The 17,508-nt window shown below is 64.5% G+C and carries 16 protein-coding genes and 1 pseudogene; all 17 read right to left on the reverse strand.

The window, feature by feature from the left end; all coding sequences use genetic code 11:
- Window positions 1–15 precede the first annotated feature (15 nt).
- The gene (gene tatA / locus KF785_10095; GenBank protein ID MBX3147107.1) at window positions 16–273 is read right to left on the reverse strand and encodes a twin-arginine translocase TatA/TatE family subunit; all 258 of its coding nucleotides are present in this window, start codon (window positions 271–273) and stop codon (window positions 16–18) included.
- 13 nt (window positions 274–286) lie between these two features.
- Complete coding sequence (locus KF785_10100; GenBank protein MBX3147108.1) at window positions 287–565, reverse strand: DUF4321 domain-containing protein; 279 nt, start codon at window positions 563–565, stop codon at window positions 287–289.
- A 2-nt stretch (window positions 566–567) separates the two neighbouring features.
- Window positions 568–1,560, reverse strand: coding sequence for a polyprenyl synthetase family protein (locus tag KF785_10105; protein MBX3147109.1), 993 nt, complete (start codon window positions 1,558–1,560; stop codon window positions 568–570).
- A complete protein-coding gene (locus tag KF785_10110) occupies window positions 1,557–3,740 on the reverse strand; it encodes a tetratricopeptide repeat protein (GenBank protein MBX3147110.1) in 2,184 nt (727 codons plus the stop codon). Before KF785_10110 ends, KF785_10105 begins: the two co-directional genes overlap by 4 nt.
- A gap of 184 nt (window positions 3,741–3,924) precedes the next feature.
- Window positions 3,925–7,458, reverse strand: coding sequence for a twin-arginine translocase subunit TatC (tatC, locus tag KF785_10115; protein MBX3147111.1), 3,534 nt, complete (start codon window positions 7,456–7,458; stop codon window positions 3,925–3,927).
- A gap of 15 nt (window positions 7,459–7,473) precedes the next feature.
- Window positions 7,474–8,250, reverse strand: coding sequence for a tetratricopeptide repeat protein (locus tag KF785_10120; GenBank protein MBX3147112.1), 777 nt, complete (start codon window positions 8,248–8,250; stop codon window positions 7,474–7,476).
- Window positions 8,250–8,801, reverse strand: a complete 552-nt coding sequence (gene pal / locus KF785_10125) for a peptidoglycan-associated lipoprotein Pal (GenBank protein MBX3147113.1) — start codon at window positions 8,799–8,801, stop codon at window positions 8,250–8,252. Before pal ends, KF785_10120 begins: the two co-directional genes overlap by 1 nt.
- Before the next feature lie 45 nt (window positions 8,802–8,846).
- Window positions 8,847–10,130 (reverse strand): PD40 domain-containing protein, encoded by a 1,284-nt coding sequence (locus tag KF785_10130; GenBank protein ID MBX3147114.1) that lies wholly within the window; start codon window positions 10,128–10,130, stop codon window positions 8,847–8,849.
- Window positions 10,130–10,822 (reverse strand): TonB C-terminal domain-containing protein, encoded by a 693-nt coding sequence (locus KF785_10135; protein MBX3147115.1) that lies wholly within the window; start codon window positions 10,820–10,822, stop codon window positions 10,130–10,132. The genes KF785_10130 and KF785_10135 overlap by 1 nt, the downstream gene beginning before the upstream one ends.
- The gene (locus tag KF785_10140) at window positions 10,819–11,250 is read right to left on the reverse strand and encodes an ExbD/TolR family protein (protein MBX3147116.1); all 432 of its coding nucleotides are present in this window, start codon (window positions 11,248–11,250) and stop codon (window positions 10,819–10,821) included. Before KF785_10140 ends, KF785_10135 begins: the two co-directional genes overlap by 4 nt.
- 3 nt (window positions 11,251–11,253) lie before the next feature.
- Window positions 11,254–11,970: a MotA/TolQ/ExbB proton channel family protein gene (locus KF785_10145; protein ID MBX3147117.1), complete on the reverse strand. Its 717-nt coding sequence runs from the start codon at window positions 11,968–11,970 to the stop codon at window positions 11,254–11,256.
- Between the two features lie 181 nt (window positions 11,971–12,151).
- Entirely contained in the window at window positions 12,152–13,324 is a 1,173-nt protein-coding gene (locus KF785_10150) for a LysM peptidoglycan-binding domain-containing protein (protein ID MBX3147118.1), read from the reverse strand.
- Window positions 13,296–13,761: pseudogene (gene ssb, locus KF785_10155) on the reverse strand (single-stranded DNA-binding protein). Before ssb ends, KF785_10150 begins: the two are co-directional and overlap by 29 nt.
- Window positions 13,762–13,859: 98 nt before the next feature.
- On the reverse strand, window positions 13,860–14,330 hold the full coding sequence (gene rimI, locus KF785_10160; GenBank protein ID MBX3147119.1) for a ribosomal protein S18-alanine N-acetyltransferase: 471 nt from the start codon (window positions 14,328–14,330) through the stop codon (window positions 13,860–13,862).
- Window positions 14,290–15,006 (reverse strand): tRNA (adenosine(37)-N6)-threonylcarbamoyltransferase complex dimerization subunit type 1 TsaB, encoded by a 717-nt coding sequence (gene tsaB / locus KF785_10165; protein MBX3147120.1) that lies wholly within the window; start codon window positions 15,004–15,006, stop codon window positions 14,290–14,292. The genes rimI and tsaB overlap by 41 nt, the downstream gene beginning before the upstream one ends.
- On the reverse strand, window positions 15,003–15,410 hold the full coding sequence (tsaE, locus tag KF785_10170; protein MBX3147121.1) for a tRNA (adenosine(37)-N6)-threonylcarbamoyltransferase complex ATPase subunit type 1 TsaE: 408 nt from the start codon (window positions 15,408–15,410) through the stop codon (window positions 15,003–15,005). Before tsaE ends, tsaB begins: the two co-directional genes overlap by 4 nt.
- Before the next feature lie 4 nt (window positions 15,411–15,414).
- The gene (gene uvrB, locus KF785_10175) at window positions 15,415–17,487 is read right to left on the reverse strand and encodes an excinuclease ABC subunit UvrB (protein ID MBX3147122.1); all 2,073 of its coding nucleotides are present in this window, start codon (window positions 17,485–17,487) and stop codon (window positions 15,415–15,417) included.
- Between the last annotated feature and the right edge of the window lie 21 nt (window positions 17,488–17,508).

The following is a 17,508-nucleotide window of genomic DNA, read 5'->3' on the forward strand; positions in this document are numbered from 1 at the left end:
AACCGATCGAAAGCGTTACTGCGACAACCGCTTCGGTTCGCTCGAGGTGGGCGCCTGGGACTGCGTGGCCGCATCGATCTGACGCGCGTTGGACGATGGCGGTTCGTTCAGGCCGCTGGTGACGTTGTCGCCAATTTCCGAGAAGCTCTTCTTGAACTCCCGAATACCCTTGCCGAGTGACTGGCCGATTTCCGGAAGGCGCTTGGCGCCAAACACCAGCAGTACGATGACGGCGAGTACCAGAATCTCGCCAAACCCCAGATTCCCGATCATACCACGGCTCCTGCTAAAAGAGCGATCTCGCGATCAAGTACGCGATCAGGACCCCAAACAAGCTCAGCACGGATACCTCGACGCCAAGCGGTCCCAGAGTAAAGTCTATCACCATGAGATCGACTTTGACAGGCCCAAATTCGCCCCGCCAGGCGCTGGTAAAGACATCCTTAGCGGGGCTGTCGGGCAGGAACTTCGACAGAAAGCCCTGCAGAAATCCACCCAGCAGGAACCCCGTCGCAAGCACGGCGGCGTAGAATCTGGGCCGGCGGGGGCCACGTGCACCTGCCATGACTACCTCCGACGCTCGGTCACAAAGGCCACAGCGGCTTCCAGCCGGTCGCGATCAGCACCCGACGGCAGTGAATCGAGCTCCCGGAGCGCGTCAGCCGCAAGCGCCTGAGCCCGGGCCCGGGCGTAGTCGATGCCCCCGGCTGCCGCGATATGCGCCACCACGACCGAGACCTGCTCCCCGGTAGGCTCGGGCGTGGCCATCAGCGCGTTGACGTCGCGGCGCTGCTCGGGGGAAAGGCGTGGCAGGGCATAGATCAGTGGCAAGGTGACTTTGTGCTCCCGAAGGTCGTGCCCTGTCGGCTTGCCGGTGACCGACTCGACCTCCGTGACGTCGATCACGTCGTCGATGATCTGGAAGGCCATGCCGAGAGCGTTACCGAACCGCGCCATGGCGGATCGCACCTCCGAGGAGGCCCGAAGCGCCCCGCACTCGCACGCGCCCGAAATCAGCGAGGCCGTCTTGGCGCGAATCAGGAGGTCGTAATCTTCCTCGCTGAAGGTCAGCGGATCGTGCGCCAGCAGCTGGCGCATCTCGCCAATGGTCATCTCGTTGGTGACCCGACTCATCACCTCGAGCGGCTTGAGATCGCCCAGGTTGACCAATTCGATCATGGCACGGGAGTAGAGGTAATCTCCCATGATGACGGAGACCTGATGACTGAAGATCGAGTTGATCGTCGGCATCCCGCGCCGGAGCACCGAGTGATCGACCGAGTCGTCGTGAATCAGGGTGGCGAGGTGGGTCAGCTCGAGCACTGCGGCCAGCCGAACCGCCCGTTCATCGGGCGCACCGGAGGCACGATTGACGAGCAGCAGCAAGGTCGGCCGAAACATCTTGCCCTGCATCCGCAGCAAGTGCGAATTGACATCGGCAATCAGGGCGAAATCCGCGGCAATCGTCTGGCGAATCTGCTCTCGCACCAGCGCGAGCGGTTCTTCGATCCCGGCCTGGAGGTCGGCCAGCGAAACGGGGGTCGTATCGTAAGTCGTCATGAGGCGCCCGAGGTCAGGCGGTGGACCCGATCGCCGACATCCAGGAAGCGGATATCGACGGCCAGGGCCCGTTCATAGTATCGGAGCGCTTCTTCGTAGCGCCGCTGCGCTTCGAGCGCACGGGCAAGCCAGTAGATCGAGCCGATCTTCTCTTCGTCCCCGCCCGGCAGGCTTTCGATGGCTCTGCGCAGCACGGCTTCAGCGATGGCAAAGCGCGATTTGTCGTAGAAGGCAATTCCCAACTGTTCCGAGGTCTTGAGGCGGCCGTCGGGCGAACGCAGGGCCTTCTGAAACTGTGCAATCGCTTCGTCGAGCAGACCCATTTCCTTGAAGGCAATGCCGAGGTCGTAGTGGGCCTGGAAATCCTCGGCGTCGATGTTTTCCTCGATGCCGCGCTTGAACTGGGTCAGTGCCTCGTGAAAAGCCTCGTCCTCATTCTCGATCGGAGCGCCCTGGTCGACCCGCATCCGGGTATCCCGGACCGCTGGCTCATCGAGGATCAGGCTGCCCAGGTCGACGAACGAGGGCGCTGGCGGGGGCGGAGGAGGCGGCGGCGCCAGCGCGGCCTCGAGACGGATCAGTGCGCTCCGAGCGGCCCGATTGTCGGGGTCGTGTTCGAGCACTCGACGATAGACGGTCATCGCGTGCTCGACCCCCCCGCTTCGGGCCAAGGCATCGGCCAGGCCGAGGTAGGAGTCGAGCATGGCACCCCGGTCGCCGGCCCGGTAGGCAATCTCGACCCGCTTCTGGTAGCGGTAAATCGCATCCGGCTCGTAGCGAATCAGCTCATCGGCAAGCTGCAGCGCCTCGGCCAGCCGGCCCGAACCCTCGTATTGACGCAGGGCCTCCTCCAGCCCGGCAATTCCCGCCACACGGTCGCCGGCGGACAGCAGCACACGCGCCCGGTCCTCGGCGTAGCGCGCCAGGTCCGCAGACTCCGGTTCGGCCTCTGCCGCAGCCAGGCCGCCATCGATCAGCTCAGCCTCACCGCCACCCGGCGCCTGCGCACCTGGGGTACTTACGCTATCATCTTCGGACAGGAAGACCAGATCCGCAGGCGTCTCTGGAGAGCCATCGGCATCGACCGCCACCTCGCCCTCGAGCACGAAACCCTGCGCCTCGTCGAGTGGCAGCTCGATATCGGGGGTCGTTTCCAAGTCGATGGGATCGAGGACCTCGAGCCCGGCAGTCGGCGTCAGCGCAATTTCGTCGAGGGACTCGATCTCGGAGTCTCCGCCGACGGCGGCCAGCGCCTCGTCGAGTTCGACACTCGGATACGAATCGATGTCGAGCGGGTCGGGGTCCTCCTCGCCGAGCTCGAGGGTCTCAGCGATGTCGAAGGCGGACTCGGTCACGAACTCGACGGTTGCTCCGATCTCGGTGTCGACCGGATCGAGCCCGGTATACTCGAAACCCTCCACCCGCCCCGTATCCTGCCGCCACGGCTCCTCAGGCTCCGAATCGTTGTGGATGACTTCGAGTCCCTCGACGGGATTGACGTAAGCTGACTCGCGCCCCTGACCACCGTCCAAGTCGAGAAAGACAAGCCCGGACGCAGCGTCGATCCGGCGGGCCGCGTCGCTGTCGACCGAAACCTCGCCTCCGGCCTCTTCCTCCTCGGGCGCATCCTGCTGTTCCAACTCCTGGACCATCTGATCGAACGGCTCGCGCATCGACGGATCGAATGATCCGCCGCGCAGCAGTTCCACCAGCATCGAACGGATTTCCGGGTTCTCGGCACACTGCGCGATGAAGATCCTGACGGCCGCCACCGCTTCTCCCGGGTGGTGCAGCGCGGTCATCCGTTCGATGTACTCCGTCAGATTCTTCCGCGCATCGCCGACGAAGTTCTTGCGGGCGTTGAGCTGCGCCAGGCGAAGATAGGTGGCGGTTCGGCCCGGATTGACGCGGAGAATCTTGCTGCAGAGAGCAATGGCGTTGTTGAAGAAGCCCTGCTCGGTGTAAAGATCGGCGGCCTGTTCGTAGGCGCGGATCGCGGCACTGGTGTCATTGACGCGCATCTCGAGATCGCCAATGCGATTGTACAACGAGGGGTCCAGGACGCCCTCGCCGGACTCCTCAAACTCGCGCAGCGCCTTCTTGTAAACGTCAATGGCTTGGCGCCACTGGCCGTTCTGCTCGTACTTCCGCGCGGATTCTTTGAGCTTGTCGAGATTCATCCGGCTCGCGGGTGAGGGGCACCAAGCGAAGCAACACCTTGCCAGCGCTTAAGATAGGCCACCGGGAAGGACAAGGGCAAGCCGCCGCCGGCAGGGCCCCTCCGGAACGACCGCCAATCACCATCACGATCGGCATCGGACCGGCCGGACTTGACCACCAGCCAGCCTCCGCCCTGCCCCTCGCTCAGGGCTGAATCGAGCTTTGGCGGTAGTCGAACTTGAGGTCCGGCAGGTCGATCAGGGTAATCAGGAACGAAAAGGAGAAGTTGCCGTTGGGTGACCGGAGGAACGAGAAGGTGGCCCGCCAATCGTGGAGATCGCGGGTGAGATTGACCTGCTGGGCCTCGAAGGTCCGATTGGTAACGTCGTACTGGGTGTTCCAGCTGACCTGCCAGAACTGGGTCGGCGCAAAACTCGTGTTGAGCGACAGGTTGCTCCGGCTCGGCGGCTGCGCCACCCCTGGAATGGGCCTGGTTCGGCTCAAAGTGTAGTTGACGCTGGAGTTGAAGCCGCGCTGACCCCGAACGAAGTTCTGGTTGCTGGTGAAGGCGGTGCCACGCCGCATGTCATCCATCATCCCGAACTGCTGCTGACCAAGCTGGCCGGGTGCCGTTGGCGCTCCCGGCACGGTCGGTTGCCCCTGCCGAGTCGGCGGATCGTCGTCGTCCGAGACCAGGCCCAGCAAGCGACCGATCGACCGGAAGGTGCCTTCGGTCAGCGAAAAGCTGGCCGTCACACCCGACAGATAGGGACTGAAACGCGCGGTGCTGCTGTCGAAGGCCCCGACCCGCCCCGTCGCAGGATCGAACGCGCCGGCAAAGAGATCATGCGTCATCGACAGATTGAGGCCCGGCACCAGGTCGCTCAGAATCGAATTGCTCAGCGTGGGCGACGACCACCCGGTCCGGCCCGGCAGCTTGGCTTTCTCGAGGTCGTAGGCAAGGCCGCTGGTACTGATGCTCAGCAAGCGTATCTTGCGGACCCGCGCATCGGTCGTGTCGCCTGCGGGCCGTTTGGTCTTGCCCTCGAAGTTCTGATTCAGCGTCAGACTGATCGACTGGGTCGGAATACTGCGCAGCACCAGCGGCTGCCCGACCGGCGTAATGGCCCGCGCAAACTCGATCGGAATCTCGGCGGCCGGGCTGTAGCTGTAGCTGATCGACGGCGACACCGTGTGGCGGATCCGATCCAGCGGTCCGACTCCCGGAAAGAAGCCGTAAAACGTCGGCGCGGCGGACAACCCGAACTGAAAGCGCTTGCCTTGCCGGATGTACTCTCCGCCGGTGCGTGAGTTACGCACCGCAAACGGCGCCTGCGCCGTCGTGTTGGTGATGCCCACCGAGGGCGTGATCTTCCAGGAGGTCCGGAAGAGAATGGGCAGGTTGATGCCGGTATTCCAGTCGAACTCGCTGCCATAGCCGCCCGAGCGGACGCGCCGGATCGTGACTGAATCCGTCGGATCTTCGGTGCTTTCATTCGGCAGGGTGACGAACTCCTCGCGAAGGCCGGTCGAATCGGCGTCGACCAGGCTGACGCTGTTGGTCCACTGAAAGCCGCTGATCCGAAGCGGCGTGTTCATGCTGAAACGGCTGAGCCGGCTCCCGCCCGTGACTGCCAGCGTATCGACGATGCCGCCCGGACCGCGAGGCACCAGGACCGAGGGCAACGGCTGCTTGAAGGCAAGATCGTTGGTGAAGTTGATGTCGGGCGACCAGGTCACCGCCGAGCCGAAGTCGATCGGCTTGGGTGAAAGCGTCAGCGATGGAGCCGTCATTCGACCGCTGCCATCCGTGACATTCTGGGTGCGGGTGCCACCGACCGCCATGTTGCCCCAGCTGAACTGGCGATTCAGGTTGGCCGAGCTGCGAATCTGCTGCGTCGTCAGCCGCGGATCGATCGAGTTCCGCCGGATGATCGACGAATTGGTCGAGTAGTCGAGACTGACGTTGAGCTTGGTCGTCACGTTGAAGGTCTGGTTATGGTTCCAGACCACTCGCGTATTGGTCGAGCCGCCAATTTCCTGCGCGCGTGAAAAGCTCACGGCGCCCCGCATGAACTGATCGATCCAGCGATACTGCCCCTCCATCCCGAACTCGATGTAGCGATTCGAGTACCAGTCGAAGCGGGCCAGGACGTCGACCTTTTCGCTTGCTGCCCAGTAGTAGCCGAGATTCTTGACCGTGCGGTTGTAGTTGCGACTCGGACGCACGATGTCGTTGAAGCCGAGTTCGGGAATCAGGATCCCGGAGCGGCGGCCGCGCTTGGTGTCCTGAAAGAGAAAAGGCACCCAGGCAATCGGCACGTCCCGGATGTACAGCACCGCCGGGCGCGCCACCATGGTCCCACCGCCGACCCAGCGAAGCTCCTTGGATCGGAAATGGTAGTGGGAATCGGGCAGATCGCAGCTGGTAATTTCCCGCGCGCTGGCAAAGACCCGCTTGGCAGTCGAGTCCATGGCGATATTGCCGCTGACAATCCAGTTGGCGCCCTGTTGCGGAAAACTGGTGCGCCCGTCCTGCACCAGTCCGCGCTCGACACAGGTGTTGTAGAGTACCGTCCGGCCTACCACCACGGTGCCCTGCTGAAAGAGACGCGGTTCGCCCTGCGCTTCGAACCGGCAGTCTCCCTCGCGATAGAAGATCCGGTCGGCCTCGAGCACGGCATCGGTCCGCTCGGTCATCGCGTTGCCGCCCAGTTGGACGGCCTTGTCGCGCGGGCTGACCTGCGCCGTGTCCGCCCGATACCGGGTGATCTCGTACCCCTCCAGGTCCTGGAGATCGAGCAGCAGCGAATCAGCAGCCGGAAACGAGCGCTTTGGCGCGGTCGGCAGTCCCAGCCGCCTGGCGCTGGCCGAATCAGCAGCCTGCGGCCGGGTGGTATCCTGGGCCTGGCGCGGCGGGGGCGGCGGCGGTTGCTGCGCCGCGAGCGGAGCTGGCAGGAGCAGCCAGAGGATCAGCAGGGCCGACGCCGCGGCCGCGGCTGCCCGGGTCCGCCGTTTGTGAACGATCCAGGCGCCGAAGTAGCCGACTTCGTACAGCACGATCAGCGGCGCGGTCATCAGCACCATCGAGAAGACGTCACCACCTGGCGACAGGATGGCCCCGCCGGCAAAGGACAGCACGATGGCAAAGCGCCGAAACCGACCCAGCATCTGCGGCGTGACCACCCCCATGACCGCCAGCATGATGATCAGCAGCGGCAACTCAGCCGAGAGTCCCATCGCCAGCGTGACCTGCATCACAAAGGCGAAGTAGGATCGCCAGGTGATCAGCATTTCGAAGGTGCCGGGGCCCATGCCCAGCAGCACGCGCAGGGCCTGGGGAACGATATAGATGAAGCTCAGGGTAGCGCCGGTGATGAACAGCAGCACGCCGATGAAGAGGGCGGGAACGATGGCCTTCTTCTCACGAGCGTAGAGCGCGGGCGACAGGAAGGCCCAGATCTGCCAGATGATGACCGGCGATGCCAGCACCAGCCCGACGATGAAGCCGAGCTTGAGCAGGATCATGAACTGCTCGGTGGGGCTCTGAATGACGAGATGACGGCCTTCGAGCAGCGGCAGAATCGGCTGCTGCAGGATATCGACGATCTGGAAGTGGTCGACCAGCCATATGCCTATACCGATCGCGACGACCAGGGCGACAACCGCCTTGAGCAATCGCGATCGGAGTTCCTCGAGATGGTCGAGGAACGGCATTTCTCCACTGGACCGCGCCATCCAACCAACCCGGACCTAGGGTTTGAGGCTCTCGAGTCGCGCCCTGGCCAGGTCGGCATCTTCCGAACGAGGATACTCGGTCACCAGCCGCTGGTACGCCGCCCGAGCCTGGGCCGGCGATTTCTTAACTGTCTCGAGCACGTAGCCAATCTTGTACAGCGCGGTCGGTGCGCGCCGAGACTGCGGGAACTTCGCATGAAGCTCCTGAAACCGCGCGATGGCCGTGTCAGGCAACTCGACCTCGAACGACTCCGCCACCCAATACATAGCATCCGGCACATTGGGATGGGTCGGGTACTGCTGCAGGAACTCGAGGAAGGCCCGGCGCGCAACGCCGGGGCTTCCCCGCTGATACTGCTGAAGCGCGCCGACATACATCTGTTCGGCCGATGCCGCCGGCGGCGGAGCCGCCGGATCGGTCGGACGGGCAGAATCCGCCGGCGGCATCGTCTGCAATTCAGCACGCGCATCCAGCTGGGCCTTGAGCACCGACAACTGTCGCTGACTCTGGCCCGACAGCTCCTGAATCTGAAGCAACTGACGTTGAACGTCGGTCAGGTCACTGCCTACCCTGGCTTCCAGCACCCGGAGGGCCTGACGCGACGCGCTGAGCGAGTCGATGGCCTGTTGCTGGAGACGAATGATGCGCGCCAGTTCTGCAGCCCGCACCGAATCCTGGCGCGCCGTTTCTGACCGGAGCACCAGCACCTGCGTCTCGACCTGGCGCACTGAGCCTTTGGTGGCGCACCCCGCAGTCAGGCCGGCCGCGAGGGCCACCAGCAACAGTCTCATCACCGCGGTCTCACCAGCCGGGCGCCACCGCTGATGATTTCGAACTCATCGCGACGGTTCTGGGCCCAGGCGGCCTCGTTCGAGGCCGGGTTTGCCGGCCGCTCCTCGCCGTAGGAGATGATCTCGATCCGGCTGCCATCGATGCCGCGCGTCTCGAGATAGCGCTTGGCCGCCGTGGCGCGGCGAGTGCCCAGCACCATGTTGTACTCGTCAGAACCGCGCTCGTCGGCGTGTCCGGCAATCCGGATCCGCAGCGACGGATTGGCCTGAAGAATCGCCGCCTTCTGATCGAGCACCGGCCGATCCTGAGCACGAATCTCGAACTGATCGAGATCGAAGTAGATCGCCTGCTGGAGCAGCCGCGTCACCTCCGCGTGCTCGGCTGCAGCGGCCGCATCACCGTTGGTAGCCGGTGGTGGCGGTGGTGGCGCTGGAGCCGGGGCCGGGCTCGCGGGCGGTGGCGTCGGTGTCGGAATGACCTCGGGCTCCTTCTTCTTGCAGGAGGCCAGGACAATGACACCGAGCGCCAGAGCGAAAGTCCGAATTCGCATGAGGTGTACCCTCGGAGTAAATGGTGGTGGTGATGGTGAAACTGGTCAGCGCCCGCGACCAAGCGAGTGCGACCACGACGGCAACCGGGCAACGCCTGGGGTCATAATCTGCCGGACCCGCGCCGTTTCCAGATCGAGGACATGAAGCTGCCCCCGCCCGGTCCGGTTGGAGATAAAGACGACATGACGGCCATCAGGCGCGAAACTCGGATCTTCGTTCCGACCAGACGACGTCTGCTGCTTCAACTGACGACTCCCCAGATGATACGTCATGAGCTGGGGAGCTCCCTGAAACTCACGATGGAACACGATCGTCGTCCCATCGGCAGACCAGTCCGGCGCAAAACTTCCGCCAGAACCGTAGTCGAACGGAACCAGCAGCTCCTGGTTCGTACCATCCGACGCCATGCCGTATATCTGAGGCGACCCGGCTCGATTGGAAACGAACGCGACCCGCCGACCGTCGGGAGAATAGACAGGCGAGAGGTTTTCTGCAAACCGAACCGCCGTAATTCGTTCCGCGCAGCAGAGATCCGCCACGTTGACCGTGTAGAGATTCGCAGCCTGCTCGGTCATCCTCGAGAAGACCAGGCGGCGACCATCCGCCGAGAAGGACGGCGTGATGTTCTGGCCGGAGGTCGTCGTCGGCACCACCACCCGGGTACCAGTCGAGGTCGACTGCAGGATCAGCGTTCCCGGGCCCTCGCCGCCAAGCTGGGTATACGCAAACCGACTCCCGTCCGGTGACCAGGCCGGCGAAATGGCGAGCACATTGGCCGGGGTCATCGGCGCGAGCCCGTAGCCATCACTATCGATTCGATAGATCCGTCTGTCCGCGTTGTTGACGAACAGGATCCGCGTCGCGGCTATGCCGGTCTTGCCCGTGGTAACCTGGACGATGTCGTCGGAAACCCGGTGGACCGCCATGCGCGCTTCGCCGATACCCGATGCGTCGAGCGGCTGGGTCATTTCGTGCCGAACCGTCTCGGTCGAGAGGTCATGGATCCGAACTGTAACATTTCCACTCGAGCCTATGATCTCAACTGCGAGCCCTGCCTTCAACGACCGATACAACGGGTAGTTGATCGTCGCGAGCACCTGTTCCGTCACCGGCCCCACCGCCGGCAATGTGATCACATCGAACAGGTCACTGTAGTCGAGATCGCGAGCAATGATTGCCCTGATCGAGTCCAGCGCAGGCACCGTAGGGAGGACGACGAGACCCGCCCGCGTCCCTGGATCGTACACCCCGCGTACCCGCACGGTGTCCTGAGCCCGGAGCGAGTTCACTCCAAGCGTGGCCATCATCAGTAGCAACCAACCCCGCATCACCGCCTCCTCGGCGTGAAGGAAAACGCCACCTGCAGGATGTCCGACCCCCACCCGGCGGGCAGCGGACCAAACGCCCGGTCCTCGGCCGCCTGTTCGACGGCCCCCTGCGCTTCCAGATCAAAGGTGTAGTTGCGTGACGACCGAATCACCCGGATATCCCGGACCGAGCCGTCCCGCATTACGGTAAAGCTGATTTCCGCCTCGAGCGCCCCCGCCCCGACCGGTCGAGCCCAACGGCGCAACACCTCGTTGACGATCCGGTTCAGATAGTCCGGATACGGAAATGTGGCGCCCTGCACCCTGACGTTGTCCACGTCGGTGCCAGTGCTTGGCGTGGCCCCCGGAACCGGTTGATTCTGGGTTCGCGTCGGAGGGGCGGGCGTGGCCTTCGGATCGACGGTCGGCGGCGGTGTTCGCTGCGGCGTGCGCTGTGGCACCGGCGACGGCGCCGGCGACACCTTGGGCGGCGCCGGAGGTGGCGGCGGCACCGACGGCGGTACCACTCGAGCCGTGGAGGTCGTCGGTGCCGGCGCGGCAACGAGATTCACCGAATAGATCATCGGCGACGGTCCACTGGTCCCGCGCGACGTAAGCAGCAGCACCGCGACCAGCAACGCATGCACGGTAAGCGTCCCCCCGACCCCGGCCAGGACGCCTTCCCGAGATGCGGTCGCGCGCCGAAAGATCATCGTCGGATATCTTCCGCTTCGGTCACCAGCCCCGCCGAGGTAATCCCCGCCTCGTGCAGCGCGGCAATCACCCGGACCACGTTGCCATACGGCGTTGCGCGATCGCCCCGGACAAAGACCCCGGTTGCATTGCGCTGATCCATCAGCCGCCGGACGGTGGCCTGCAGCTCGGCCGCCGACACCGGAATGTCGTCTACGAAAACCTGCCCGGCGCGATCGACCGTGATGACGACGCCGTCTTTGGCCGCGAGCGGGGCCGTCGACGCCTGAGGCAACTGGACGTCGACCCCGCCCATCATGATCGGCGCCGTAATGATGAAGATGATGAGCAGCACGAGCGCCACGTCGACCAGCGGCGTCATGTTGATCTCGGTATTGACCGCAAGGCGCTTGCGACCGAGGCTGGCTCCACTGATTCCACCCGCCATCGTCTACAACCACCCTTCCCGAGCCATCCAGCCGACCAGGCCGTTGGCAAAGCCCTCGAGCTCCGATTCGAGCTGCGCGATCTTGTTGGCAAAGAAGTTGTACGCCATCAACGCTGGAATCGCGGCGCCGATACCGGCCGCCGTGGCAATCAGGGCGTCGGCAATACCCGGAGCGACCGCCGCCATGTTGCCGCTTCCCTGCGAACCAAGCCCCACGAAGGTGTGCATCACGCCGAGCACCGTGCCGAGCAGGCCGAGCAAGGGACTCACCGTGCCAATCGTGGCCAGGAAGGAGACATTCCGGGTCGCCACGTCCCGCTCGACCCCGACCTCCTTGGCCAGCATCATCTTGAAAACGTCGAGCTGGGTCGGCGTCAGTCCCACCTTCTCGGCAGGTCCTTCTCGCGTAAACCCCGGCACCAGTTCACCATAGAAGTTCATGGCCTCGCGAAACAGGCGGCTGAAGGGCGAGGGCGGGAGCTTCATCGCGACTCGATACGCATCAGGCAGCTTCGGCGCCCCCTCGATGGCCGTGAAGAACCGGTCGGCCTGACGGCGGACCTTCCGGAACTGCCACCATTTGACCCCCATCACGAACCAGGAGTAGATCGAGAGGATCGCGATGACGACGAGCACAGCCACGGTAATGGGCGTCGCAATCGCAAGCAGCTCGCGCACGGAACCCGGAGCGACATCGGACCCTTGGACGACGAAAAGCATCCACTCTCCTCGAAATGAAGGCCAAAGCCTCGGCACCCTGCGGTAAACCGAAGCCGTCCCGAGCCACAGGCGAGGGGAGACGCCCGAAGCCCATCGACGTTGACAGACAACAAGATAAAAGCAAACGGGGCCGTTATGGACGGCCCCGCGCGATTCAATTTGACTCTGATTGGTGGAGCGATCAGGTCGGCAGCTTGCCGACCTGCTTGACCGGCGTCCCCGGCGGGATATCGGGTGAGATCACGTTCACGATTCGGACCGTGGCGGACCGCTCGCGGACGTGAACGACCTGAACGACGGCCATCAGCTCATCGATGGTACCTGCCCCGCCAGCAACCCGCGCCTCCGGAGCACGGCGAATCTCGAAGAGATCACCCCGGGCCACTCCGTCCCGGCTGCCGCGATCGATGAAGAGAAACTGCTGCGGCTGTGCCAGCTCACGCAGCTCCCGGCGGGCCAGAACCGTCCCGGTCACACCGTCGGCCACCGGCAGCGCGCGGCTGGTGCCTCCGTCCGTGAAGGGCTCGACCGGCAGCAACAGCTGTTCGCTCCGAATCGGGCCATAAACCGAGACCACTGTCCCAATCAACTGGGCGCCGGTAACCTCCGTCACGCGGATCATCCCCGTCGGGAGGACGATCTGACCATAGCCGGCAGGCCCCGGATTGAGCTGGACCACGAGCAGCGAGTCGCCAACCCGGTAGGTCGCACCTTCGGGGGCACGAATCGCCACCGTCGTGTGGAGCGTCGCCGAGGTCCGGTTGCTCAAGTTGCTGATCTGGGGAGGAGTGACCGTACCAAGCAGCACACCAAATGGCAGCGAGGCGTCTTCGGTCAGGAACCCGGCCGAATGGAACTCACCCGACCGCAAGGCGCGGTACGGCTGGTCCCGATAAGTCCGAAGCGCCGAGGTCGCGTCGACCGCCCGACGTCGCCGGAAGGTCGTGTCCTGCTGCTCCTCAGTTGGCTCACTCGGGAAGGTCACCACGCCGCGTGCCGGGCGCTGCGGGGTGGGCAACGAGACCTCCGGAGCCGGAGGCGTCGCGACGGCCGGGGCGGGCTCGGCAGGGCTGACCCGCTCACCATCGAGCGGTACGCGGAGCACCTGTCCCGGCTCGATTCGATTCGGATTGCCGAGCACATCACGGTTCAGCTCGAAAATACGGCTCCACTGGTGGTGGTCGCCCAGGAGCTGCCTGGCAATCGAGAAGAGAGTATCGCCTGGCCGGACCGTGTAGGTCGCGGCCGGGCGGCCGGCTGCCTGGGACACCGCGGCCGAAAATGGAACGGCCGCGGCGCCCAGCAGAACCAGGCTCGCGAACAGCTTAGAACGGCAAGTCGTCTTCCTCGGCATCAAGCGCCTCCGGGAAATCATCGAACGATTCCTTCTTGCCCGCCGCCGGAGCCGCAGCGCTCGCGCGGGCCGGGGAAAAGGACTCGCCGTCAGAACCACCACGACCGGACAACAGGATCAGTTCGCGAGCGGTGATCTCGGTGGTGTACCGAGTCTGCCCCTCCTTGTCCTGCCAGCTCCGATACTGATGGACCCTTCGACGTAGACCTTGTCGCCCTTACAATACCGCTCGGCGATGTCAGCAAGGTTCGAGCCCTTGTTGTTCCAGAGCACCACCCGATGCCACCTGTCTTTCCTTACCCGCCGCTCTGCCCCTTCCAGCGGCGGCCCGTGGCCACCGACAACGTGGCAACCCGCCCCCCGTTTGCGGTGCTCCGGACCTCAGGATCGGAACCAAGGTTCCCAATCAGGGTGACTTTGTTGAGACTGCGGCTCATGGCGAACTCTCCTAACGATTCAGGGCAGGAACACCGGGGACGCCACCACGATAGCGACGCCACAAGTTGTTGTTGTTACCAAACTTACGCACATTGTATCAAATCAACACCATTTCGAAATCAAGCCGAAGAACCAGGGCGTGTTCACGCGGCTTGCGATAGTAATCAGCCCGAAATCCCACCGGGCGAAAGCCGAGAGAACCGTACAGCCGCTTGGCGGCCTCGTTCGACTCCCGGACCTCGAGAAACACCGACTGGGCACCGCCCGAACGCACCGAAACCAGGACTTCTTCGAGCAGGCGGCGACCGAGCCCGGCCTGCCGGTGTTCGGGCACGACCGCAATGTTCAGGATCTCGGCTTCACCCGCAACGACCCGCGCAAAGACGTATCCTGCAAGGCGCATTTCCGGCCCGCCCTCAACGACTACGTGGCCAACCACTGTATCGTTTTCAAACAACTCGGCAATCCCCGCCCTGCTCCAGGGGTCCGAGAACGAGCGCTGCTCTGCCCCGGCCAGGGCCTCGAGGTCAGCCCGCTCGACCCGTCGAATCCGATAGCGATCGGCCATGGGTTCGCTCCCACTTTGCCTGTGCCTCGGCGGGCCGCCCGTACTCCGGCTCCCAGGTCGAAGGCGCCTCGATACTCCAGGCCCCGCCCGGGACCCCAATGAGGTCGATCAAGGTCCGAGCATCCGGCTTCCCGTCCTCCTCAGACACCACCAGACCCGCAACGCCCCATGCAACCATCTCGGCCTCCGGAAGATCGCCCACGAGACGATCCACCGTCAGGTCCTGGAGGTTCCCATGCCCTGGACTGGCCACAGTGGGCGCAAACAGCGTCTCGATCCGGTCGTCCAGGATCCAGTACCCGGCCGCGTACACCTCGCCACGAAGCGCCGAGCCGACCCCCACGACCCGCGTACCAACCGCCGCATCGCGCGCCGCACGCACCAGCAGCGTCGACGCCGTCCAGAACGGCAGCCTGCGCACTTGCCAGACACCCTTGGCCCAGGAGGTCGCAACCCGAAGCCCGGTAAAGCTGCCAGGGCCGTCGCTCACAGCAAGCGCCTCGACCTCGCTCAGCCCGGCGGCCCCCATCTCGTCGAGCACCTCGTTGACCAAACGGGGCAAGGCACCGGCGTGCCGGCGGGCTCCACTCAGCGCACGAACCGCCTGGCGCCCCCGAGGCTGACCCAACGCCACCGACAGGCGGTCCGTAGCGGCATCCACGGCAAGTACCATCATGAGAGCGAGATCCAGCGGCTGTCGGGGTCGTCGGCATACTCGAGCCGAACCCGGTGGGTCGGGTCCGGGACCCATCCGGCAGCTCGCTCAGGCCATTCCACCAGCAGGGCCTGTCCCTGCACCAGCGAATCCCAGTCGAGGTCGCGGCCTTCCTCTGCACGCGTCAGGCGGTAGCAATCGACATGGTAGACCGGACCAAGCGGGCCGTCGTACCGGTGCACCAACCCATAGGTGGGACTGGTCACCTCGCCGACCACGCCCAACCCCTGAACGATGCTGCGCACCATCGTGGTCTTGCCGGCCCCCATCTCCCCTTCGAGCCAGACCACGCCATGGCGCACCAGGTTCCGGCCCATCTGCTCACCCAGCGCGGCGAGCTGCGGCTCGTTCACCAGATGCCGCATCGTCCTACCGCCGCCCCCGCCGAGCCATCCGCCGAGGCTGAGCGGACCCGGCGGAGGGCCGAGCGACGTTGCCCGCATCGAGGGCTCGGAGTTCGTTGAGCTGGTCCCTGAGCAGGGCCGCCAGCTCGAACTCGAGGTTGGCCGCAGCCTCCCGCATCTGATGTTCGAGCGCCTGGATAGCCTTGGCACGCGACGCCGGGTCACGCAAGTCCGGCGCAGCCGGTTTGTCGCGCTTGTCCTTCCCGGTCGGGCGCTCGGTCCGCGCATCGGCCACGTATGTTGAAAGCCGTACTTCGTCGAACGACTTCGTGATCGATCGAGGCGTCACCGCGTGCTCGGTGTTATACGCTAACTGCCGGGCACGGCGGCGATCCATTTCGTCGAGGGCGCGCCGCATCGAGCCGGTGACTTTGTCGGCGTACAGAATGCCCAGGCCGTTGAGATTCCGAGCCGCCCGGCCGACGGTCTGGATCAGGGAACGATCGCTCCGCAGAAAGCCTTCCTGGTCGGCATCGAGAATGGCCACCAGCGACACCTCCGGCAGGTCGAGCCCTTCGCGCAACAGATTAATGCCCACCAGGACGTCGAAATCGCCCAGCCGAAGCCCGCGCAGAATCTCCATCCGCTCGATCGCATCGATGTCGGAGTGCAGATAGCGCACCCGAACCCCGACCTGCTGCAGGTAATCCGAAAGGTCCTCGGCCATCCGCTTGGTGAGCGTCGTCACGAGGACTCGCTCGCGCAGGCGAACCCGCTCCCGGATTTCTCCCAGCAGATCGTCGACCTGCCCGCGCACCGGACGAATCTCGACCCGCGGGTCGACCAGAAAGGTCGGTCGAATGATCTGCTCGACGACATGCCCCTCTGACAAGCCCAGCTCGAGGTCGCCGGGGGTGGCGGACACCGACAGCATCTGCGGAGCCAGCGCCATGAACTCGTCGAAATGGAGCGGTCGATTGTCCAGGGCGGAGGGCAGCCGGAAGCCGTACTCGACCAGCGTCTGCTTGCGGGCCCGATCGCCGTTGAACATCCCGCCGATTTGCGGCAGACTGACGTGCGACTCGTCGACCACCACCAGGAAATCGGCCGGAAAGTAGTCGATCAGACAAGCCGGGCGTTCCCCCGCCTGACGCCCCGAGATCAGCCGCGAGTAGTTCTCGATGCCGGGACAGGTGCCGATCTCGAGCAGCATATCGATGTCGAAGTTGGTACGAGACTCGAGCCGCTGCGCTTCCAGCAGCTTCCCCGCAACCCGCAGCTCCAGCAGACGCTCGGCCAGCTCGGCACGAATCAGCCCGACGGCCCGCTCGATGGCCGGGCGCTCGGTCACGAAATGCTTGGCCGGGAAGATGGCGCAATGCTCGAGCTGCGCGATCGTCTTGCCGGAGACCGGATGAATCTTGGTGATCCGCTCGATCACGTCGCCCCAGAGCTCGATTCGTACCGCCTGCTCCGCATACGCGGGGAAGATCTCGACCGTGTCGCCCCGGACTCGGAAGGCCCCAGGCTCGAACGAGACGTCGTTCCTGTGATACTGGATCGCCACCAGGTCGGAGAGAATCGCGTCCCGGCCACGCTCCTGACCGACCCGAAGATTGAACATCATGCTCCGGTACGTCGCCGGATCTCCCAAGCCGTAGATGGCGCTCACCGTTGCGACGATGACGACATCCTCCCGCTCCATCAGGCTCGAGGTGGCTCGGAGCCGAAGCGACTCGATGTCCTCGTTGATCGAGGCGTCCTTCTCGATGTAGAGATCACTCGACGGAACGTAGGCTTCGGGCTGGTAGTAGTCGTAGTACGAGACGAAGTACTCGACCGCGTTGTTGGGCAGGAACTGCTTCAGCTCACCGTACAGCTGCGCCGCCAGCGTCTTGTTGTGCGACAGCACCAGCGTCGGCTTGCCGTAATTGGCGATCGTGTGCGCCAGCGTCAGCGTCTTGCCCGACCCGGTGACGCCGAGCAGCGTCTGATACTTCTGCCCGGCCCGCAGCCCGTTGGTCAGGGCCTCGATTGCGGCCGGCTGGTCGCCCGCAGGGAGGAACGGCGCAATGACTTCAAACGGCGGGCTCGACATGGGGTACCCAATATAACACGG

This window comes from Gemmatimonadales bacterium (genome assembly GCA_019637315.1).
Taxonomy (GTDB): domain Bacteria; phylum Gemmatimonadota; class Gemmatimonadetes; order Gemmatimonadales; family GWC2-71-9; genus SHZU01.